The organism is Ectobacillus sp. JY-23, assembly GCF_023022965.1.
In the GTDB taxonomy this organism is placed as follows: Bacteria; Bacillota; Bacilli; order Bacillales; family Bacillaceae_G; genus Ectobacillus.
On the sequence record NZ_CP095462.1, the window covers coordinates 811,710 to 834,479 of the forward strand.

General features: G+C 41.1%; 21 protein-coding genes. 10 read left to right on the top strand and 11 right to left on the bottom strand.

Annotated elements, in window-relative coordinates; all coding sequences use genetic code 11:
- Positions 1-29 precede the first annotated feature (29 nt).
- From MUG87_RS04230 to MUG87_RS04245, 4 genes are all read left to right on the top strand, one after another.
- A complete protein-coding gene (locus MUG87_RS04230) occupies positions 30-827 on the top strand; it encodes an ABC transporter ATP-binding protein (protein WP_247085833.1) in 798 nt (265 codons plus the stop codon).
- Positions 824-1,741 carry an iron-hydroxamate ABC transporter substrate-binding protein gene (locus MUG87_RS04235; RefSeq protein ID WP_247085835.1) on the top strand — a complete coding sequence of 306 codons (918 nt, stop codon included), beginning with the start codon at positions 824-826 and terminating at the stop codon, positions 1,739-1,741. Before MUG87_RS04230 ends, MUG87_RS04235 begins: the two co-directional genes overlap by 4 nt.
- 69 nt (positions 1,742-1,810) lie before the next feature.
- Entirely contained in the window at positions 1,811-2,815 is a 1,005-nt protein-coding gene (locus MUG87_RS04240; protein WP_247085837.1) for a FecCD family ABC transporter permease, read from the top strand.
- A complete protein-coding gene (locus tag MUG87_RS04245) occupies positions 2,812-3,825 on the top strand; it encodes a FecCD family ABC transporter permease (RefSeq protein WP_247085840.1) in 1,014 nt (337 codons plus the stop codon). Before MUG87_RS04240 ends, MUG87_RS04245 begins: the two co-directional genes overlap by 4 nt.
- A gap of 34 nt (positions 3,826-3,859) precedes the next feature.
- On the opposite strand, the gene MUG87_RS04250 is transcribed toward MUG87_RS04245, so the two are convergent.
- From MUG87_RS04250 to MUG87_RS04265, 4 genes are all read right to left on the bottom strand, one after another.
- Positions 3,860-4,459, bottom strand: coding sequence for a LysE family translocator (locus tag MUG87_RS04250; protein WP_247085843.1), 600 nt, complete (start codon positions 4,457-4,459; stop codon positions 3,860-3,862).
- 73 nt (positions 4,460-4,532) lie between these two features.
- Positions 4,533-5,477, bottom strand: coding sequence for a heme o synthase (gene cyoE / locus MUG87_RS04255; RefSeq protein ID WP_247085845.1), 945 nt, complete (start codon positions 5,475-5,477; stop codon positions 4,533-4,535).
- Between the two features lie 270 nt (positions 5,478-5,747).
- Entirely contained in the window at positions 5,748-6,080 is a 333-nt protein-coding gene (locus tag MUG87_RS04260) for a DUF3221 domain-containing protein (RefSeq protein ID WP_247085847.1), read from the bottom strand.
- Between the two features lie 65 nt (positions 6,081-6,145).
- Positions 6,146-8,128 carry an extracellular catalytic domain type 1 short-chain-length polyhydroxyalkanoate depolymerase gene (locus MUG87_RS04265; protein WP_247085848.1) on the bottom strand — a complete coding sequence of 661 codons (1,983 nt, stop codon included), beginning with the start codon at positions 8,126-8,128 and terminating at the stop codon, positions 6,146-6,148.
- Positions 8,129-9,070: 942 nt separating this feature from the next.
- Between MUG87_RS04265 and MUG87_RS19585 the strand changes: the two genes are divergently transcribed.
- Positions 9,071-9,202: a hypothetical protein gene (locus tag MUG87_RS19585; RefSeq protein WP_278018510.1), complete on the top strand. Its 132-nt coding sequence runs from the start codon at positions 9,071-9,073 to the stop codon at positions 9,200-9,202.
- A 109-nt stretch (positions 9,203-9,311) separates the two neighbouring features.
- A complete protein-coding gene (locus MUG87_RS04270) occupies positions 9,312-9,503 on the top strand; it encodes a hypothetical protein (protein ID WP_247085850.1) in 192 nt (63 codons plus the stop codon).
- A gap of 19 nt (positions 9,504-9,522) precedes the next feature.
- Here the strand turns inward: MUG87_RS04270 and MUG87_RS04275 are convergent, their stop codons facing one another.
- The 3 genes from MUG87_RS04275 to MUG87_RS04285 all read right to left on the bottom strand — a co-directional run bounded on the left by MUG87_RS04275 (position 9,523) and on the right by MUG87_RS04285 (position 11,963).
- On the bottom strand, positions 9,523-10,287 hold the full coding sequence (locus MUG87_RS04275; RefSeq protein WP_247085852.1) for an arylamine N-acetyltransferase: 765 nt from the start codon (positions 10,285-10,287) through the stop codon (positions 9,523-9,525).
- 338 nt (positions 10,288-10,625) lie between these two features.
- Complete coding sequence (locus MUG87_RS04280; RefSeq protein ID WP_247085855.1) at positions 10,626-11,558, bottom strand: TRM11 family SAM-dependent methyltransferase; 933 nt, start codon at positions 11,556-11,558, stop codon at positions 10,626-10,628.
- Between the two features lie 48 nt (positions 11,559-11,606).
- Positions 11,607-11,963, bottom strand: coding sequence for a nucleotide excision repair endonuclease (locus MUG87_RS04285; protein ID WP_247085857.1), 357 nt, complete (start codon positions 11,961-11,963; stop codon positions 11,607-11,609).
- Positions 11,964-12,234: 271 nt separating this feature from the next.
- Between MUG87_RS04285 and MUG87_RS04290 the strand changes: the two genes are divergently transcribed.
- Together MUG87_RS04290 and cls are read left to right on the top strand one after the other, a co-directional pair.
- Positions 12,235-12,822, top strand: coding sequence for a DedA family protein (locus MUG87_RS04290; RefSeq protein ID WP_247085859.1), 588 nt, complete (start codon positions 12,235-12,237; stop codon positions 12,820-12,822).
- Positions 12,823-12,874: 52 nt separating this feature from the next.
- Positions 12,875-14,305, top strand: a complete 1,431-nt coding sequence (cls, locus tag MUG87_RS04295) for a cardiolipin synthase (RefSeq protein ID WP_247085862.1) — start codon at positions 12,875-12,877, stop codon at positions 14,303-14,305.
- A gap of 75 nt (positions 14,306-14,380) precedes the next feature.
- Here the strand turns inward: cls and MUG87_RS04300 are convergent, their stop codons facing one another.
- Entirely contained in the window at positions 14,381-16,900 is a 2,520-nt protein-coding gene (locus tag MUG87_RS04300; protein WP_247085865.1) for an EAL domain-containing protein, read from the bottom strand.
- Positions 16,901-17,017: 117 nt separating this feature from the next.
- Positions 17,018-17,917, bottom strand: a complete 900-nt coding sequence (locus tag MUG87_RS04305) for a LysR family transcriptional regulator (protein ID WP_247085867.1) — start codon at positions 17,915-17,917, stop codon at positions 17,018-17,020.
- A gap of 131 nt (positions 17,918-18,048) precedes the next feature.
- Between MUG87_RS04305 and MUG87_RS04310 the strand changes: the two genes are divergently transcribed.
- Complete coding sequence (locus MUG87_RS04310) at positions 18,049-19,263, top strand: APC family permease (RefSeq protein ID WP_247085870.1); 1,215 nt, start codon at positions 18,049-18,051, stop codon at positions 19,261-19,263.
- 52 nt (positions 19,264-19,315) lie between these two features.
- Here MUG87_RS04310 and MUG87_RS04315 read toward each other — a convergent pair whose 3' ends face one another.
- Positions 19,316-20,518: a Zn-dependent hydrolase gene (locus MUG87_RS04315; RefSeq protein WP_247085872.1), complete on the bottom strand. Its 1,203-nt coding sequence runs from the start codon at positions 20,516-20,518 to the stop codon at positions 19,316-19,318.
- Positions 20,519-20,694: 176 nt separating this feature from the next.
- Between MUG87_RS04315 and MUG87_RS04320 the strand changes: the two genes are divergently transcribed.
- Positions 20,695-21,678, top strand: a complete 984-nt coding sequence (locus MUG87_RS04320) for a DUF2325 domain-containing protein (protein WP_247085874.1) — start codon at positions 20,695-20,697, stop codon at positions 21,676-21,678.
- 105 nt (positions 21,679-21,783) lie between these two features.
- Here the strand turns inward: MUG87_RS04320 and MUG87_RS04325 are convergent, their stop codons facing one another.
- Positions 21,784-22,548: a MerR family transcriptional regulator gene (locus tag MUG87_RS04325; protein ID WP_247085876.1), complete on the bottom strand. Its 765-nt coding sequence runs from the start codon at positions 22,546-22,548 to the stop codon at positions 21,784-21,786.
- Positions 22,549-22,770: the final 222 nt, after the last annotated feature.

Sequence of the window (22,770 nt, forward strand, 5' to 3'; positions counted from 1 at the left end):
TTATCTATTTTAACAAATGGGGGTTTTTTATGGTTAGATTATATACAGATAATTTAAACATTAGCTATGATGATCGGCTAATCGTACAAAACCTCAGCATCCAAATACCGGATAAAAAGATTACCACCATCATTGGCTCGAACGGCTGCGGAAAATCTACACTATTAAAAGCGATGACGCGCATTATTGCGTATCAATCCGGAACCGTTGTGCTGGACGGAGCAGATATTGCAAAAGAAAACACAAAAGCGCTCGCGAAAAAGATGGCGATTCTGCCACAAACCCCGGAAGGCGCCGCCGGTTTAACGGTCGGTGAACTGGTCTCTTACGGCCGATTTCCTTATCAAAAAGGCTTTGGCCGCCTGACAAAGAGAGATTACGAAGTGATTGATTGGGCCATGGAGGTCACCGGGACAATAGATTTCAAGTTTCGTGCTGTCGACGCCTTATCCGGGGGCCAGCGCCAGCGCGTATGGATTGCGATGGCACTGGCGCAACAAACGGATATTATCTTTTTGGACGAGCCAACAACCTATTTGGACATGGCGCATCAGCTCGAAGTGCTTGAGCTACTGCAGCGATTGAATCAGGAGCAAAAACGAACGATTGTGATGGTTTTGCATGACCTCAATCAAGCTGCGCGCTTTGCTGACTATATCATCGCCTTAAAGGATGGCAAAATCGTCAAGGTCGGTAGCTGTGAAGAAGTCATTCATGCCGATGTGTTAAAACAGGTATTTCACATTGATGCTGAAATTGGGCGCGACCCTCGCACTCAAAAGCCGATATGTATCACATATAATTTAATAAAGGGAGAATCATTATGAAGAAATTACTTGTACCATTTGTACTTTTATTTGTACTTATCGTTAGCGCCTGCGGGAATGCGGCAGACAAAAAAGAAAGCACAGACGAAAAGAAAGAAAAAGGAACAATTACCTATCAATCTGAAAACGGTCCAATTGAAGTACCTACCGATCCAAAACGCGTTGTTGTTCTTTCATCCTTTGCAGGTAACGTAATGGCCCTCAATGTAAACCTTGTTGGGGTAGACTCTTGGTCTAAAATGAACCCGCGCTTTGACAGCAAATTAAAAAACGTGGCTGAAGTATCAGATGAAAACATTGAAAAAATCATTGAACTGAATCCTGATTTAATCATTGGCTTGTCCAACATTAAAAACGTGGATAAATTAAAACAAATTGCACCTACTGTAACGTATACATACGGAAAAGTAGACTACTTAACGCAGCACTTGGAAATTGGAAAGCTATTAAATAAAGAAAAAGAAGCAAAAGCATGGATTAATGACTTCAAAAAACGTGCTGCAAAAGCGGGTACAGATATTAAAGCAAAAATCGGTGAAGATAAAACAGTTTCCGTTATCGAAGGATTTGATAAACAACTTTACGTGTTCGGCGCTAACTGGGGACGGGGCACTGAAATTCTCTACCAAGAAATGAAACTAAAAATGCCTGAAAAGGTAAAAGAAATGGCATTAAAAGACGGCTATTACGCACTATCGCCTGAAGTTCTTCCTGAGTTTGCAGGAGATTATGTGATTTTCAGTAAAAACAAAGATGCTGATAACTCCTTCCAAACAACAGAAACATACAAAAACATTCCAGCTGTGAAAAATAATCAATTGTTTGAAGTAAACGCAAAAGAATTTTACTTTAACGATCCAATTACATTGGACTTCCAGCTTGATACATTTAAAAAGCTATTTCTTGGCAACTAATATATCACAGAGGAATTCTTATGAAAGAATTCCTCTTCCTGTATCCTAAGAAAGACGAGTTGATTGCTTATGACCGAAAGAAAACGGATTCTCTTCCCTGCGACCTTACTCGTAGGTATATGTGTATGCATCGCATCCTTTGCAGCAGCCATGGTCTTTGGCGCAGCTGATGTTACTGCCAAAGACGTATGGCTCGCTCTTACTTCCAAGGTATCCGGGGACAAATTGACTGTTATTCGTGAAATTCGCCTGCCCCGTGAAGTCGCCGCTATGTTTGTGGGCGCGTCTCTAGCTGTAGCCGGGGCTATTATGCAAGGGATAACGCGAAACCCATTAGCTGACCCAGGCTTGCTTGGTCTTACGGCAGGTGCGAACGCAGCTTTGGCTGTGACACTGGCTCTCATTCCATCTGTGTCGTATTTTGGCACGACGCTTGCTTGCTTTATTGGCGCTACTGCAGGTGCGTTGCTTGTATTCGGCATCGGATCGGCAAAAAAGGGCGGCTTCTCGCCCATTCGCATCGTGTTAGCCGGCTCTGCGATTTCCGCCTTTTTATATGCCTGTACAGACGGCATCAGTATTTATTTTAAAATTTCAAAAGATGTGTCAATGTGGACGGCAGGTGGTACAGTCGGCATTACATGGGCTCAGCTCCAAACTATACTGCCATTTCTTGCGCTAGGTATGATGATCGCTCTTTTCCTATCCAAACAGCTTACAATTTTAAGCCTAAGTGAAGAAGTTGCTATAGGACTTGGTCAAAAGACGATACAAGTAAAGGTTGTTTTATTTGTAGTAACTGTGCTGCTTGCCGGGGCTTCTGTTGCACTTGTCGGCAACATGGCGTTTATCGGGCTCATGGTGCCTCATATTGTGCGAATATTTGTTGGAACAAACTATCAATATATTTTACCAATGTCCATCGTGACCGGCGCAACATTCATGCTACTTGCCGATACGTTGGCGAGAACCATTAATGCGCCTTATGAAACACCAGTTGCGGCCATCATCGCCATACTTGGTTTGCCCTTCTTTTTGTTTATCGTGCGCAAAGGAGGTAAAGCGTTATCATGATTCATCCGTCCATCTTACGAAAACAACGCATCATTCTCGGCATTACAACCACATTTATCCTATTTACAATTATCATCGGCATAGGATTAGGACAAGCATCTTTGTCATATGACCGCCTACTTCCTACTTTACTTGGACAAGGCACTTTTAAAGAAGAATTTGTACTGTTTTCACTTCGTTTACCGCGCATTGTCATTACCCTGTTGGCCGGAATGGCGCTGGCGTTATCAGGAGCCATCCTACAAAGTATTACGCGCAATGACTTAGCCGATCCGGGTATTATCGGTATAAATGCTGGAGCGGGTGCGGCAATTGCGGTGTTCTTTTTGTACTTCCCGATTGACTCCAGCTCTTTCATTTACATGTTGCCAGTGGTGGCATTCATTGGTGCTTTATTGACTGCGACACTCATTTATCTGTTTGCTTATAACAAACAAACCGGTATGCAGCCTGTTCACCTTGTGCTTATCGGTGTTGGTTTTTCAATGGCCTTGTCAGGTATTATGATTGTCCTTATCTCTTCCGCTGAACGTGCCAAAGTCGATTTTATTGCAAAGTGGCTCGCCGGAAATGTGTGGGGTGCAGATTGGCCGTTCATTCTAGCTATCTTACCTTGGTTACTGCTGTTTATTCCGTTTACGTTATATAAAGCCAACCGTTTAAACATTCTTAATTTAAGTGAACCAATCGCTATAGGTGTTGGTATTTCTATTCAAAAAGAACGCATTATGCTGTTAGTTGCCGCGGTTGCATTAGCTGCTTCCGCCGTTTCCGTTACAGGTGGTATTGCTTTTATCGGCCTAATGGGGCCGCATATTGCAAAAGCACTTGTCGGCTCTCGCCATCAGTTATTTATTCCGGTTGCTGTTTTACTTGGAGGATGGCTACTTTTGCTTGCCGATACCATCGGTCGTAATCTAGCTGAACCGGACGGCATCGCCGCAGGAATTATAGTCGCCTTTATCGGAGCGCCGTATTTTGTGTACTTATTATTGAAAAATGAAACGTAAAAAGAATCAAGCATGCTTGATTCTTTTTACTTTATCATACAAATAAAGCTATACTTCCAACTATAATAAGAATGACTCCCGATACCCTATTTACCCACGTTAAAGCCTGCGTATTCATACGTTCTTTAAATACACCTGCTATAGTGGCAAGAAAAAGCCACCATAGCGCGGAACCTAGAAATATACCAATTACAAGAGTAAGCGAGGAAGTAGTATCTCCAGCTGCTACACCAAGACCAGCAAAAATACCAATAAATGATAAAATCGTCATCGGATTAGTTAAAGTTAGAAAAAATACTGAAGAATACGCACTCAGTAATTGTTTTCCTTGTGCATTAGCAGGTGTATGTGCAACTTTTGAAAGAATAGTTTTTATTCCTAAATAGCATAAAAAAGCACCACCCACAAGCTGTAACCAAGTCTTCTGGCCTAATAAAAATTCAGTAATGAATGTTAAACCGAACGCTGCAATCATACCATATACTGCATCAGCACTAGCTGCGCCAAGACCTGATACAAAGCCATTTATCCTGCCCTGTGTTAATGTTCTACGAATGCAAAGTAAGCCAATTGGTCCCACTGGTGCCGCAAGTGACAAACCAATGACTAGCCCTTTCCAGATATATAAATCCATTCTTTTCTCCCTTTCTTCCAAACGTTAATACTGCAAAAATCCCTTGATTAAGAACCAAGGGATTTTCATTACTTTATAATTTAAAAAACGTACCCATAAATGAGTAAACAATGATGGTCGCAAATAAAATGGTAATGTGCGCAAGCGAATACAAAAACATTGTCTTTGCCCATTTTTCAATCTCCATCTTTTTACGGCCAACAATACTAAGCGCAAACCAACCAATACTTAAGATGAGAGATACAAGTAAAATACCTGTGCTTACAGAAGCGAATAAAAAGCTTGCTGCAATTAAGATAACTAAGTACACATTTGTTTGGATATACGTGCGTTTGAATCCTTTGACAACGGGTAGCATCGGTACGTTTGCAGCTTTGTATTCATCGTGTCTACGAATCGCAATTGCATAAAAATGCGGCATCTGCCATAACACCATGAATAGGAACAATCCAATAATACCTGGATGCATCAAGTCTGAACTAATTGCAGCCCATCCAATCAGCGGCGGCATCGCACCTGAAATACTACCAATTTCTGTGTTGTATATAGTGCGGCGCTTTGACCACATTGTATATGGTACCACATAGAAAAACAAACCAAGTAAACCAAACAACGCCGCAAGTGGTGTGGCCAGGGCTAATGTGCCAAGACCGACAATTGTCATCACAGTTCCTAACAATAACACAGATTTCGCTTGGATAGTCCCGGTTACCGTTGGGCGCGTTTTTGTACGCTCCATAATGGAATCGATGTCCCGGTCATATAGGTTGTTAAATGCACCTGCCGCACCGATAACTAATATAGAACCGATCATGGAAAAGAAAATCTCAGGGAGTTTATCGAATGGACTAATACTGTCCTTATATAAAGCTAATGCCAATCCGGCGAACATCGCCAATAAATTGGATTTAATAATACCCGTTTTTACGGTTTCTGCCAGTACTTTGGACAAATTCTGTTTCTCCAGCTCCAAAGAGGCTTCTTGCATACTTTGTTCTACCTTCACATCACTTCGCATGATTATCCTCTTTTCTATTTTCAAAGTCGTCTTCCATTGTAACATAAAATGTCCTATTTTTTCATTTTATCCACATGAAAATATTGTTTACTCCGTTTAAAAACACTTCTCTCTCTATTCAATAGCGAACAAGGGGTATACGTCAAGGGAAAAGAATAACCAGAAACTATGCGGAAACGTTCGCACGCTATATTAGTCACAGAATTGTCGAATTTTCCTTCCTCTTTTTTCTGTAAGCACCAAAAAATGCCGCGATAAGACGCGGCATTTTTATAACTTTGTACTAGGTGATTCCTCGGGTAGCATAAGCCCTTCTAAAACTTCGATGCGTGATGCTTTGCCTTGGGCTGGATTGCTTTCTTGCAAGCCACCCACTATCCAAACGGAAACTTCCTGCTTAAGACTGTATTTTTTCACTTCATCTTTTGCAGGGATGGCAACACGTACTGTTCCATGCGTTTCACTTTGTACGAGCAACGTGCGCGCTGTTTCATCTACCTCTTCGACAATACCTTGAAAGATAATCGGCTCTTGTTTTGGTTCGTTTGCCGTACAGGCTGTGCAGCCTAGCAGTAATAACAGCGTGCATAACAGTTTATACATTCAGTTACCTCCCGCATTTGTATTACTACTATAATATGTACGGCGTTTTATGCAATTCTCCTGCTTCAATATGTCACAATAAGAGATGGGCTGTATGTGCCATCTTCTCCTCCATAAAAGGTTAACGTATTGGCAGCAAAGCTCGCTGTGGTATTTGCTTTTAAGCGAAACTGCGTTCTGCCTGATGTATTGATATAGGAGAGAGCGGATGTGGGCAATGTGATTTCAGTATACGTATCGTTTGCTGTAGGTACACCTAATGTGCCAATATTAGTTACAGAAGCCGCGGCATTGTAATCACTTTGCTGGAGTGTACTTGTTCCGCCAAAAGCTCCGCTCACCATGTCTACCGTAACACTATTTACGGTTCCTGATAAGGATTTACGATAGACACGCAACTTGACTTCTTTAATTGCTGCACCTGCTGGAATTTGTGTTGTATCAAAGGACAGAACAGTACGGTATGTGTCTGTGTTATACATCCCTTTATCGCCAACTTTAGAAGTTGTCGCACTAAAAGAATCCGCGCTTAACTGTCCAACGAATCCGTCCTCCGTACCAATTGAAAGCAGTGTCGCTTGCGATACGTTAATTGTATAAGTTTGCGTTTGGACAGCTTCCGCATTTCCGCTTACATCTATGCTAAAGTACTTTAACGTTGTTGTCCCGCTGAGGGTAAATGGTCCTGTATATCTTGTCGAGTTAACGGTTGGTGTCGAGCCATCTGTCGTATAGTACGTGCTGGCTGCTTCGTTCGTTGACAATTGAATTGTAACCGCATTTGTGTATGTTCCACCTGCTGAATTAACCGTTGTTACTGGTGGTGTCGTATCTGTTCCAATTGTATAGCTTTGCGTTTGAACGGCCTCTGTATTACCGTTTGTGTCTATACTGAAATATTTTAACGTTGTGCTTGCATTGATAGAGATTGGCCCTGTATATATCGAGGAAGAAGTAGTTGGTGTTGAACCGTCCGTTGTGTAATACGTGTTTGCCGCTACATTGGTGCTGAGTGTTACGTTGACAGCACCTGCATACGTTCCACCTGCTGGACTGGCTGTTGTTTGTACGGAAATATTCTTTGGGTGATTGTTAAAGAACGACCACATGAGGGTGCTGGCGTTTGGACCTTGCGTATCTGTATAAGACCCTGCGCTACTGCCACCTGACCATGCATGTCCCATAGAGGTAACAATATACTTTTCCATCACATTCATACCGTTTTTATCATGATAAATATACTGTGTATAGCTACGCCCATTAGGTACTTGTCCATTTATTGTTTGCGCCGCCGTATCGGAAATACTGTTATTATCTGTACCGTCATCGGCTAAATCGTTGGTTTGTGCCCATTGTGTTAGGATTTGGTTGCCATTCACCGGCGCTACCGTCGTGTCGGAGCTACCATGGAATACAATTGTTGGCACCACTCTCTTATAGCCTCCCATTCCAGTATAGGCAGCTTGACCCTGCTGCGTTGGGTTCGGACCGCCGCTACTCATTGCGGTGAACGCCGCTGTTTGTGTGGTTGCCGCCTTATATTCTAAACCTGAACCAACGCCAATTGCAGCAAAGATGTCCGGATACGTTGCTCCCATAATAACAGACATCGCACCTCCTGCTGATAGTCCCGTTACATATACACGATTGTCATCAACTGTATACTGACTTTTGACTTGATTCACCATACCGGCAATAAGTGCAGGCTCGCCGCTGCCTCGCGATTGATGATTTGGATCAAACCAATTCCAGCATTTGTTTGCATTATAGGTAGAATCTTGCTGAGGATATATTACAAGGAAATTGTTTGCTTCTGCTACTGCATTCATCTGTGTGCCAGCAGCGAAATCGTCCGGATTTTGTGTACATCCATGCAACATTACAACAAGCGGTACCTTGGTACCAGGCTGATAGCCACTTGGCACATATATTTTATATGTTCTACTATTATAGGTTTTAGCTGTAAAGCTTCCAGCAGCACTGACGCTCGGTATCACAATTGTAAATATAAACACGATTAGCACCATCAATTTGAGCTTTTTTAACATCTCTCTTATTCCTCCCAGTTTAAAAGTGAATACGTTTTCATTTTTGATGCAACCAAACTCTCCTATCTACTATTTGGTGTCATGGCATATAGCCTGATGACTCACAAACATGAAACGAAAAGATATTTAGAGGGATATAATCTCTTAGACGGTAAAAGTACAAAACTAGCACTGATTTATTACAATACTTCTCTCTCCTTTCCTCTCTTCATCTTAAATCCTTGTCTTACTACTTATTACAAGCAAGTTGTATGCCAATATGGTAGATGCTTTTATACATCCATTTCCTATATATCCTGTTCATATAACGTACAAAAGACGGTTCCGTTATTCCTCTTTAACGGAAAAAAGGCTATTTTACCTTCCGAATCACCGGAATTTTCCGTATATACGGAAAGTCACCTCTACACTAAAGGAAATTTTTGGATAATAATAATTCACAAATAAAGCAGTATATATGCAGTGTAAAATTTTCTGACTAATCTAAAAAATAATATTGCTTTTTATTATACTTTGTGTCACAATTATGACATAAATAGTTCACATTTTTGTCACATTTGCATACACTATAACATTGACAATGGAAAGGACGTTGATGAATAATGACAGGTTTTATTATTGGGATGGTTTTGTTTTCGCCGTTTTTCTTGCTGCCAATTATGCTAGATCAATACTTTAAAAACTCCAAATCTAAAGCTTAATTTGTAAGCGATTTCAAAAAGAAGGGAGTACAGCTAGATCTATGAGCATGTATATAACGTGAGCGACTTTGTCATTCTAATGAGAATAGACAGAGTCGCTTATTTTTTTACAAACATTACATTCCCTAATATTGTAAGATTCTATCTAGTGGCTGTCTCTAGACATCTGTCCAAATTTTGTTCATAATAGGAGAGAATTCATTTTTCATCTGTCTATGCGTCAGATAAGGGAGTGTGTGGTATGAAGAAAAAAACAACCTGGAACCCGATGGACTTGCAAAAGGGGTATGAAGATATGTCCGATATCCATTTGGAGATTGCGGAAGAGTTCTTCGTGCTCGAGGATGAAATTATGAAAGAGAAGGAAGCTTGAGGTTAACCTCAGCTTTCATACATAACGTATACATTTGCGAAATCCGGTAATCCTGATACTACTGCAATTATTAGAATTGACAGAAATATAAGGATTTGAGGAGAAACGCATGAAACTATTATATAATCAAACCTCTGAAAACACACAGTTGTATGAACTGGAAAAAGAGCGGATTGCCCATTATATGGAGCGCATCTATCACGAATTTGACATTGAAATTAAACCTATCCATTGGATTGCGATGACTGAGCAAGATGCCCGGCATCTATATGAGTTTTATAAGCGAAAAACGAAAAAGTAACATTCTTCAAAGAAGAATGTTACTTTTTATGTTGACTATATATGCGAACAGCTTCTGTGTATACCTCCGGATTCATCTGAAACTTCTCTGTTACCCAATACATGAGCTCTTTCTCCGTTAATTCACGTTCTTCTTTTTCTCTACCGTAACGCTTTAGCGTATTGTTACTGATGCCGGTTAATACCCCGTCAACATAACCAAATACGCGCACTGCCTGCAGTGCAAAGGCTGTTTCCCATTCATTTGCCTTTTGAATAACTTCTTTTAAGTCTTGTAAATTGATAGGCTCTGGATTTAATACCTTTGTAGGTCCTGATGTTCTTGTGATGACAATATTTCTGTCAGCTACTTGATAAGAGAATGTTTCTCTTGCATCACTTACTGTAAAAGATTGCAAGAGCGGATATGCACGGAATAACGGCGCACAGTAACCTAAGTCAATAAAGTAAGGCTGATCTAAATCAACGCGCAAACATAAATGCCCCGGGTCCATATATAAATAATGAACAGTAAAGCCGAGCTCCCGCAGCAACCAATGAAATCCAGTTGCAACCGTCCAGCACGTACCACCACACCCATCTTGGATCATACGCTTCATATATACTTCAACTGGTGGCAAAAACTCTCCATCTTTCTTGCCAGCTTCCCAATCTATCATTTTCGTAACTGTTTCCCATCTGACTTTCAACTGATGCTCTCTAACAAGCTCATTTAAAAACGTAAGTGACGGCTCTTGTTTTTTCACCCCTAAATACAACAAAAAATCCTTTGCTAAGTTGTCCATAATTTCCCTCCCGCCTGTATTATATCGCAAGACACAGCAGAAAGGAGATGAATTTGCCTCTCTTTTTATCTATTACTTCTCACGTGCCACGCGGCGACGAATAAAGAAAGCTGTCGTAGCGGCAAATAGAGCACCTCCTGTCCACATGACCATCTCATAATTTTGCGTACCACCCTGCCCCATTTCCGGCATTGCGTTGTAATGGCTACAGATAATGCTTTACTGATACCAAAGATTTGTTTAAAGCCTTCACTGAAATCATTTTGTATTGGATCATCTGCGCAATAAAAAAGACACTCAACCTATTTTGAATGTCTTTTTTCGGTCAATTTAGCTGATTACGCTGAATTGTCTGATTGGCAAACCAGAACTTCCCTGGTAAATGAACCTTTTTTCACAATAGCACGATCGATAATCCCAAATCCAGCTTCTATTATCATCTCATCAATTCGATCCATAGTCACAACGACTGCTCTCTTACAAAAGCGCCGAGCATGACGTAAAATATCCAGCTGATCATCGGGTGTGGCATGCGTGCATAAATTATACGGCATATCCAAAATGGCCACGTCATATTGCTCGTTTACTTCAGAAATCGGACCGCGCTTGACTTCACCATTAAAGCCAAAGTGCGCAATATTTTCACGTGCGCCGCTCGCTGCGTGATAGTTAATGTCGCGTCCTGTAATATGCATGCCCATAGATAGTGCTTCCACTAGAACCGTACCAATGCCGCAGCACGGATCAATCATGCTTACATCTTCAATTACCGGAGCTGCAATATTAGCAACCGCTCTAGCAAGGCGTGTATCCAGTGCTGTAGAATATTCACGCGGCTTTTTTACATGTCCAAGCCATACGGGCATACTTTTATAATAATCTCCAAAATACCACTTTCCGTGGAGGCGTACTAAACCGAATATATGCATTGGAGCTTTGACATTGGCCTCTCCATTTATACAAGCGCCAATTTCACGTTCCGCCGCACGCCTGTCATCATGCGGTAGTTTCTCCTCGCCAGGATTTCGTATACAAATGACTTTAAATGTTGTTTCTCCCATCACAATTTCGCTCGCCAATTGCTTAAGCTCTTGCCAGTCATTACTTTCATATAAAACATCAATACGTTCCTTGATAAACGGACTGCGGCTTGGGTCTATCTTTCTTTCACTGAGAAATGTACCAGTTATCTGTTTACCAAATAGAGCACGAAGCTCTAGCTGACACAATGATTCTTCTTCTGGTCTACAGGCGTATGTGTAAACAAACATAAAGTCCTCCTTAAGAAAGCAACAAGCCGCCGCTTGTTGCTTTTTTTCTTACTTATAAAATACCTTGTCCACGTTATATTTCGCACGGTATTTATTTACAATATACGTTTCATATATATCACGCTCTGTCGGGTCTTCTATAATACATACGCGAATTTTGTATACTTCTTCACGATACGGCTTCATTGGTGATACATTGTCTTCAAAATGTTTTTTTATTCGTTGACGAAGCTTACGCGCTTTCCCAGCAAACAGCAACTCTTCCTGCTTATTATAAAACATGAAGATACCGCCTTTTTCACGAGAAATCAAATGAAAATCCGTAAAGCCATAAATGTTACTCATCTCGGGATTAATTTGTTTTGTAATTGTGACATCTGGCTTTGGAACTGTAATATTAATCATGCATTCACGTCCTTTTCACTGTAAAAACTAATCATATCACAGCGGTATGTGAAAAGCTATTACAATAATAAAGGACTCTGTAAAAGTTCCTGGTTAAATTCGCTAGTCTCAACCCCTTCACTCCCATCAACAAGTGAAAATGATCAACATTAGGCTTTAACACAGCCCTCAATTTAAAAAAACTGTTTTTAAGAATTCTTAAGATTTTCCTATAAAGATTATTAAGACTTTGTCTGTAATCTGAAGGTATCTACAGCTGAGGAGGATTTATATGGATTTTGTACTCGAATTGGTATCACAGTATGGTTATCCTGCTATGTTTTTTACACTTTGGCTTGGTATTGTAGGTATGCCAATTCCTGATGAAGTGATTGTCATGACCGGGGGCTTTGTCTCTTCCTTAAATATTTTACACGGTATACCAGCTTTTATATTAACATATTTGGGTGTTGTCTCAGGTCTTTCTCTCGGGTATGTCCTTGGTTTTCGTGTCGGTGCGCCTATGTTAGACAAATTAGCTAAAAAGAAAAATATTGGACCTTATCTTGCCAGATCACACGCATTGATTGAGCGCCATGGCAGTTATGCGTTAATTTTCAGTTACTTCTTGCCTGTTGTCCGCCATGTTGTACCATATATTGTCGGCATTAACCGCATGAAGTTTTGGCGCTATGCACTATTCTCTTACACAACCGGATTTGTATGGACATTCTCTTATTTTATCATCGGCTTTTATTTTGGCAAACATATTGAAACGATTGGAGCTTACGTATATCAATACGGAATATATACACTTACAGGTATAGCAGGTATAGGTATTTTCATCTTAGTTCGCAAAAAATGGTCGGCTTCTCGTTAAATCCTCCTAAAACTGTACATCATAAGAATAAACTTATTTAAAGGAGGTCTGTATGAGCCAGCAGAAACTGATTAAATTTCTAGTTGGGATTGGATATACACTAATTATTACCTCCTTATTAAATCAAACATTCGGGTCTTTTTATACATTGCTGGAACTTCTCATCACAATAGGTATTGCGACTGCAGTAACTGTTATCTTTATAGAAAACCGCTCGCCACATAGTACCATTTCATGGTTAGCCATTTTTTCTATCTTTCCAAAACTTGCACTCATTTTATATATACTGTTTGGCCGCAGTAAGTACAGGCGAAACAGAATTACGAATTACACATACGATGCACCTGTTGCTTCTTATCCATATCCTTTTGAGAAATTTGGTGCTTATCCTGGTGTGACAGGCACAAAGGTAGATGTATTACAAAACGGAGATGCAACCTTTACATCCATAAAGGAAGCTATTCTACGAGCAGAACACTACATTTATGTGGAGTATTATATTTATAGAGGGGACAAAATTGGTACAGAACTTCGCAATATATTGATTCAAAAAGCACAACAAGGCGTAGAAGTACGGTTTTTATACGATGGTCTTGGCAGTCACGGCTTGAAAAAAGCTTTTCTTGCTCCTATGCAGGAAGCTAACATAATTGTACGGGCCTTTGATCCCATTTTATCTTCTTGGCTTCAAGCAGCCAACTATCGCAATCACCGAAAAATTGTCATTGTAGATGGATACATTGGTTTTACTGGAGGATTAAATGTAGGTGATGAATATTTGGGACGTTCACCGCGTATGGGGTTTTGGCGCGATACGCACTTGCGGTTGGAAGGAACGGCAGTGCATCAGTTGCAACATGTCTTTTTACGCGATTGGTCTTACGCAACTGGTACAGCGTTAGAAACCAGAACATTTCCTGAACCTGTACCAACAGCAGGCATTGTGCAGATTGCCGATAGCGGTCCAGATACAAAGGATATGACGATACGGAATATCCTGCTGGCCCTTATAGCGAATGCTAAATCATCCATTTGGATTGTAACACCTTATTTTGTTCCAGATCAGGAACTCTTCACTGCATTACGACTACAAGCCTTGGCTGGTCGTGATGTTCGGCTCTTATATCCTGGAAAAAGTGATAGCTCCTTTAGTGATTATGCATCACAATCCTATTTTGCACCGCTTCTGCAGGCAGGCGTGAGCATTTACCGCTTTAAAGAAAACTTTGTTCATGCAAAAGCCGTATTAATTGATGAAAATATTGCTTCCATCGGTACAAGCAACATGGATATCCGAAGTTTTGCACTCAACTACGAAGTAAATGTATTTCTATATAATAATGAAGCTGTATATCAGCTATATACACAATTTCAGGAAGATTTTTCTGTATCTCATGAAATTGATAGAGATACATTTTTACAACGAAGTATCAGCAAGCGTATACGAGAATCTATCGCTCGACTACTTTCGCCGCTTTTATAAGACGAGTACACATTCTTCAATTGAATAGATTCTTACTTTTTATAAAAAAGCGTTCAGGAACGCCCCCGAACGCTTTTATCTCGTCAAAAATCTCTCTTCAAACTCCTGCGCTGGCAACGGCTTACTAAACAGATAGCCCTGCATTTCATCACATTTCCAGTCACTTAGTAATTGTTGTTGCGCTTCGGTTTCTACACCTTCTGCAATGACTTTAAGGCCAAGCTTCTTAGCGAATGCGATAATGAGCTCAACAATTTGACACTTTCTGTCGCTGTCTTCCATTCCGCCAATAAAAGAGCGATCAATTTTGATTGTGTCTAACGGAAACGATTCTAAGTAGCTAAGAGAAGAGTAGCCTGTCCCAAAATCGTCCACAGATACTCGTATTCCCAATTCCTTTATCCGCTGTAACGCTTCTACTGCACCCGCTTCCATAAGCGCACTCTCTGTAATTTCCATTTCAAATACATGAGGTGACACACCATATGTTCGAAGTAAATACTGAATATCAGCAACCAATTGATCTGTATGCTGAAATTGTCCTGCCGAAAAATTAACAGAGAACGGAATAGTATAGCCCATTTTATTCCACATATTCATTTGTATACATACTTTCTCCATAACTATTTTCCAAAGTGGTGTGATCAGTCCTACTTTTTCGGCAATGGAAATAAACTTCATAGGCGGTATAAATCCATCTTCTTCATCATACCAACGAACCAGCACCTCGGCTCCGGAAAGTTGTTCTGTTTTTAAGTCTACTTTAGGCTGATAATACACATCAAGTCGCTTCTCTTCGATTACACGCGCTAACTTATGCTGCAATCGAAGCTCTTCTTCAATCGCGCTTTTTGTGGCACCGTACATGACGAATTGATTGCCTCCTGCTTTTTTTGCATCGTACATAGCGATATCAGCGTAGCGAATCAATGCATCAATATCATCCTCTTCCTGCGTTAGAACACTCCCACCGATGCTTACATTAACAAACAGCTCTTGTCCTTTTAGTAAAATAGGTTCCTTAAAACAACAAAGAATACAACTCGCAAATTCATGAACTGCTCCGCAAGAATTTAAACGATGAGAGACAAGAATAAATTCATCTCCACCTTGACGAGCAATAAATACTTCCTGTGGCAAGCTGCTGCGTAGTCGTTCTCCTACCAAACGAATTAATTCATCACCCACATGATGGCCTTGTACGTCATTCACTGACTTGAAATGATCAAGATCCATAAAAAACAATGTAATTTTTTCCCCAGTTTGTTTTGTTTCTTGTAGAAGTGTTTGAATATAGGTCTTCATATAGCGGCGGTTTGGCAATCCCGTCAGCGCATCGTGATTCGCTTGGTATTCAATCTCCTTTTGCTGTCTTTGTAATGTATTGGTAAAATCTCGCAAGTTCACACTCATCTGATTCACATTGCGAGCTAGTTCACCAATCTCGTCCTTTTGTTGCACATCAATTTGTTCACCAAACTTGCCCGATGCAATCTCATTGACTTTCAAAGCTATTTTCTCAAGTGGTGTCGTCAACGTTTTCGTAAAGAAGTGCGATGCTAAAATAATGCCAGCAGCAATCAGTACAATGAGTAGCATATAGTATCGCAAGCGATCTAGCAAAACTTCTTGCACAACGTCGTAATCAAACACGATACCGACTACATAGGAAACGTCATACACACGAATAGGGTAAAACATTTTTAATACATGCTTTCCCTCAGATGTCGTATAGTACTCCATTGGTTCTCCGGTGGCAGCTGCCTCTTTGATATATGTTGTATCCTTACGTTTATTAGGATATATATACGTACCTGCTACAACAGGAGCATCATGCAATCTTGTGTACTGATTTCCATTCGTTTCTACAGACACACCATTTTCACCAAACGTGTTGGGATTGAACACGGTAATTCCTAGAACACCATTTGCACTCGCCTGTATTTGCTTTAATATTTGTTCTGGACCAAACCTTTCATTATAGTACATCACGTACGTATCTCTCATAAAAGGATTAATGAGATAGTCTGTTTTCCCATCATAATAGTAACCGTACTTGTCCACATGAGAAGGATCACTTGCAGCCACCTCAAGCGGACCGCTCCAATAATTAGGGAGAACCATTCCTTTATCTACCTTAACCGGCTGACCATTCAACATTTGTAAAAATGCTGTATTCCAGTACCCCCACTCTCCCGTTTTCATTCCAATTTCCTTTTCATCTGTAGATTTTACACCAATCATTTCCCGACCATCCGGCGTTTTTTGCAACAATGTAATTTCACTTACCTGCAACCATTGAGACAAATCTCTTAATTGTTGATTGGATACATCAACTGCGCGCGGTGGCAATGCAAGCTGTGCTGCAATTGCAGTTGTTCGCAAATTTTGTGCAATTAAATCTTCTACATACAAAGAACCTGCGTTTACTTGTTGAATCTGACTAGCAACAATACTAGCAATGAGCTTCATTTCGCCGCGTTCTTTTTCTAAAATAATATTTTTGGTCCAGTACAACTGAACTGTATTGTTGCATATCAAAATAAATGTCACAATGCCGATAAACAGCCATGAAATTTTCTTTCGAATTGACATCCATCAATCTCCTTTTATTTACATAAACCGTACATTTTCGTATATTTTATTCCTTATTCATTTTATCATTATACACATTTTCTTATATACAAGCACCAGGAAATAGAAAAAGACCTTTTAATCAAGGTCTCTGTCATGTTTTAATGAATATTGTTTTTCGTCACTTCTCCATGCTTCTGCATGCGTGCGCACAATCTCCATAAATGCAGCTGCTGCTTGTGACACCCATTTTTCTTTATGATGAGACATAATAGTGGAAACTGTTCCGAATGATGGATCCCACGCTTGACCTGCAAGCTTACCTTCAATCAACTCAGCATGTACTGTCACAAACGGCAAAAGAGACATACCAAGACCACATGCTACACATTGCTTGATTGCTTCAATACTCCAAAACTCCATACCATTTTCCGTTGCAATCCCTTGCCTTCGTAGAAATGCTTCAAAATAATCACGATAGCTACCTTTCTCAGTAAACAATACATTTTCATGTTCGGCTAGCTTTGTACCCGGCGGTAAAATAAACATAAGCTTCTCATCAACCAATGTTTCTGTATATAACTCGTGGTCCGTAAACGGGGCTTGTAAAAAGAATGCTACATCAAGCTCGCCCCTGCGTAGCTGTGCCTGCAAATCCCAACAAGAACCCGACTTCAATAAGATATTTACTCTAGGATAACGCTCTCGGTACGTTTGAATAATACGTGGCAACCGATAGATCGTTAACGACTCAGGTGCCCCGATGCAAAGCGTTCCTTCTTCCTCTTGCTCTGACATATCCTTCGCCTGCTCATACAGGCGAATCATTTCCCGTGCGTGCCGTAAAAAACGTTCCCCCATCGCTGTCAGGTACACTTTTTTGCCCATCCGGTCAAACAAAGGGGCTTTGAGTTCTTGTTCAAGCGCATGGATATGAGCTGTCATTGTTGATTGTGCATAGCCAAGATGTGTAGCCGCTCTTGTAAAGCCGCCAAGCTCGGCAATGGTTTTAAATGTAATCAAATGGCGAATCTCCACACCATTCCCTCCCATCGCATTTACCGATTGTTATCATCATATTTATTCATTTTACTGATGATAACTCCTTACATATACTTAAACTATACGAAATGTTTCGTTTTTTCAATCTAAAATATGAGGTGATGATAATGAACAAAAAGATGGGCGCTTTATTACTGAGCGGTTTGATGATAGGACCGATTTTAGGGTCTGGGATTATCATTTTGCCGCCGGCTGTGTACGCAATTGCGGGAGACTATGCGATTTTTGCCTGGGTAATCATGCTTGCTTTAAGCATGCTGTTCGCACATTTATTCGGAAAACTTAGCGTGATGATCCCCGGTGATTCCGGTGTCGCACTCGCTGTAGAGCGCGCTTTTGGTACACATATAAAGAATTTGGCAGCAATCTTTTTCGCCCTCGCCGTATGTTTCGGACCAGTTGCCGTAATGGCGACGGCTGGGCATTATTTCGAACTTTTAACAAACTTTAATGAGTTATGGCTCACTGGGATTTGCCTGCTATTTGTCTATCTGCTGCTCACCCAAAACGTTACGGCGGTTGGCAAGCTTGCTTTTGCTATGTCAAGCTTTATCGTTATCACTTTATTTGCCGGCAGCGCCTATACCCTTCTCTATACAGACGGAACTCTCTCTCTTGGTTCTATTACAGTAATAGAGTTTGGGCAAAGCCTTTTGCTTTTGTTTTGGGCATTAATCGGCTGGGAAGTTGTTGGAAATTATTCACTTGAGGTTAGGGATCCAGAACGCACCCTTCCTAGGGCCATTCTTATCAGTTTTACTGTAATTGCTTCGGTGAGCCTTATTGTTGCCATGGCATTTCAATGGGGAAATCATACAATGAGCGGCTTACTTACCGGCTTGTTTGGTTCATTGGCAACACCCCTCATCTCAACGATTACCATTATACTTTGCATCAGTACCGTGCTTTTGGTCATTGGCGCTGTATCACGTTTAATTGCTGATCAAGCTAAACAAGGTGTGTTGCCAAAATGGCTCAGCCACAAAAACAAGAAGCAGGTACCTGCACGGGCTCTCACATTCATGTTTATTATCCATGTTTGTATGTTTGTACTGTATGCAGCAAACATAATATCCATCAGTCACCTTGTCGCCATTTCCAATGCTTTCTTTTTGTGCAACGCTTTACTGGGGGTACTCGCTTGTATGCGAATCTTCTCCTCTTCATTTCTTAAAACTGGTGCAGCGATATTGGTTATCTGCTTTTTTAGTATTCTATTATTCTCCTCACCCATCATTCTTGGTGTCATCGCGCTTGTATGCTTCTACTTTATCCGTCTGCAACGCATGACGATGAAAAAGAAAATGCCTATGCAGCAATAACTCTTAGTAGAAAGATATAAAAAATGCTTGGTCTAAGACCAAGCATTTTTGCTTATTGTGATAATTGCCAAATTGTTTCAAGAAGTACATTGACACCCTTCTCACAAGCTTCCCATGGTGTGTATTCTTCTTCACAGTGACTTTTCCCATCAATGCTCGGCACAAAAATCATCGCAGTTGGCACATAGCTTGCTAAAAACTGTGCGTCATGCCCTGCACCGCTTACCATTCGTTTGTAAGAATAGCCATAGCTTTCTGTCGCTTGCTGAACCACGTTGCACACATCTTTATCAAACCAAACAGTATCACGCCCCCATAGCTTACGAGCTTCTACATGAAGACCGGCGATAACGTCTTCCACCTGTTTAATGATAGCCGGATCCTTGTGACGCGCCTCCAGCGTAAATATAACTTTATTGGGAATAACCGTATGTATATTTGGATACACATTCATTCGTCCCATAGTAAATACAAGGTCTTGGTCAATACGCCCAAGCTTCGTCCGAATCTCCTGCATAAGATCATTCGCTACAAACAGTGCATCTTTTCGCATACGCATCGGCGTTGTTCCTGCATGATTAGAATCGCCCCAAACCGTCAATTCATAACAGACCATACCGACTACACATTCGACCACACCAATGGAAATACCTTCCTGTTCAAGTACAGGACCTTGCTCAATGTGAAGCTCCAAAAACGCTTCCGCTTCTGTTAAACGATGTCTAATGTCTCCCTCGTATCCGCTCTCACAAAGTGCCTCGCCGAACGTAATACCACTTATATCTCGTTTTTGCAGCATCTCTGCTTTATTAAATTTACCAGATAACACACCAGAAGCCATCATGGACGGTTCAAACCTTGCCCCTTCTTCATTGGTAATGTTGGCTATTACAATCGGTACCTTTGATTTCATCTTGTTTTCCACCAACGTTCGTACGACCTCAAGACCTGCAACAACACCAAGAACACCGTCAAAACGTCCGCCTTTTTTCACCGTATCAAGATGTGAGCCGGTCACAACAGGGGGGCGTTCTTCACTTCCCTGCAGTACCGCATACATACAGCCCATATCATCAATCTTAACTTCCATGCCCAGCTCCTCACAGCATGTCCGGAAATAATCACGAGCCGCCCGATCTTCCTCCGATAATGCTAATCTAGTTACGCCCCCGTTCTCCGTTTTTCCAAACGCAGCGAAACGCTCCAATTCACTGCGCAATCTGCTTCCATTCACTTTTAACCGCTGTCTTTGCATACCTATTCCCCCCTTCATATCATCTCATGAGGAGTTTCTTCGATGCTATCAAACACATTCCACAAAAAAGCGAATATTCCCTTTCTGCTTATTATGTAAAATTTCATGCATAATCCCACGTGTTGCCGCCTATATCGTATAATATATATAAAAAATAGGGAAAGAGGGGAACAATCATGCAACAGGAACTGTTTGAAAAAACAGCACAAGCTATGCAAGAGCGATTGCAGCATCTAAATCCGGACAATATAAGCTGTGTTGAAAAGGAAATACACGCCTATTTTCATTTTTTGCATGCTCTACTTGCTTTACCTCAGCCTCTTACTGTGGAAACTAATCCCCAACCTCAGAAGGTATCGCCCGTATATCGTTTCGAGCGACAGCTACGCGGCGGCCTACTTCCAGAACTCTCCGCATTCGTCCCAGAATACATCGTCAGGCAGTTCAACCTCTCTCATGGCGACCTCATTCATGCAAAACGAATTGATGACGGCAGTGAATCTCCACGTTATTTATATACACTCGCCCAAGCGATGGGGCAAGAAAACAAAGAGCGGATAGAGCTCAACTACTGCATCGTTGAATATGACCCCAGTTTACGATCTTTCGTAACCAATAGACAAGCGGATGGCAAACTTATTAAAATTGACGAAGCGCCTCAAACAATTATGCTTCCTGAAAAAGACATTAAAGACCTGGATATTAAATCTGGTGACGTAATTGATGTAGCCTACCTCAAAAGCAACCCCAACATGAAGCGGATTGTCTGGAAATACGATATTTCAGAAATTCCCTGTATAAAACATACCGTTAAAATTGAGAAGCAAGAGAAAAAAGAAAAGAAGGAAGTAGAAAAAACATTGGCAGGAAAAACCATTCTGATGCTTGGTTTTGAGCCAGAACGCGCTGCCTTTGAACGAGAAGTCGTCAGCCGCGGTGGTCAATTTTTGTTTTTAAGCGGCGATGAACCTAAAGCTTCTATGCAAGCTTCTCTTTGTAAGGCGGATGCTGCGGTTTTTATGTTGCAACACATCTCACACGATGCCACCTACTGGGCAACGGAGTGCTGTAAGCAAGCACGCATCCCATTTAAAGGGGTTCATTCTTTTGGTAGAAGCATGTTTGTTCGAACAGCCGAAGAATTAGTAGGATCTAAATGAAAATTACTCTGTTTTTAGTAATTGTAATGGTTATATACTCTAATTCATGTGCATACAAGCAGTTACACATACAAAAAGCCCCTGTTCTATAAACAGGGGCTCACTTTATGCTTTCATACCTGTATATACCGCAATGGCATCTCGTAAAAACAACGCCGCACCCGGCTGTACTTTGTCGTAATAGGCTGTAAAACGTTCATCATCTACATACATTTGCGCCAGTCCCATATGTGCTTCCTTGCTGTAATGTCCCCAGTAAAAGCTAATCCATTGCTTATGCAAATCAGCTGCCTTTTGCGCCAATTCTCCCGCTGGGTCACCTACTTGCATCGCAAGGCGCAACGTTTCATTCACCTCTTCACTAAGGCGTGTAATCGCCTCATGTTGTTCCTTTGTCATATTCTTTACGATGTTATTTGATTTCTCAACTGTGGCATCTCCATACTTCTCACGTATTTCTTTTCCGTATTTCTTCTCATTTTCTTCTATCATCTGCTTTTTAAAGCCTTCAAACTTTTCTTGATCTGACATGATAACCTCTCCTTTTTGCGCAGCTATCGTTTTTTCCACGTTTGCAATAAGTGTTTCTAGCTGCTTTTTCCTGTCAAGAAGTTCGTTGTAATGTGTTTGTAGTGCCGCTGAAGCGTCAAAAGCAGGATCGCAAAGAATATCTTTAATTTGTTCGAGCCCCACGCCAAGCTCTTTGTAGAATAAAATCTGTTGTAAACGGTCTACTTCTTGTTGCCCGTAAATCCGATATCCCGACGAATTGATTCTGGCCGGCTTCAGAATGCCAATTTCATCATAATACCGAAGCGTACGCGTACTCACCCCTGCCAGTTGCCCTAGCTTTTGCACTGTATATTCCATATCAGCACCTCCTGACAATTTCAATGTACACCTTGACGTAACGTGAAGGTCAATACTGTTTTTATATTTTTTCCAAAGGCTCTGTTGAATTTCGTTGTTAATTTCCGTTCCCGGGGCTCGCTTTCCGCGGGCGGTCAGGGGCCTCCTCAGCGCTATGCGCCTGCGAGGTCTCCCTTTGACTCGCTTTTCCCGCAGGAGTCTCACCCCCTTCACTCCCATCAA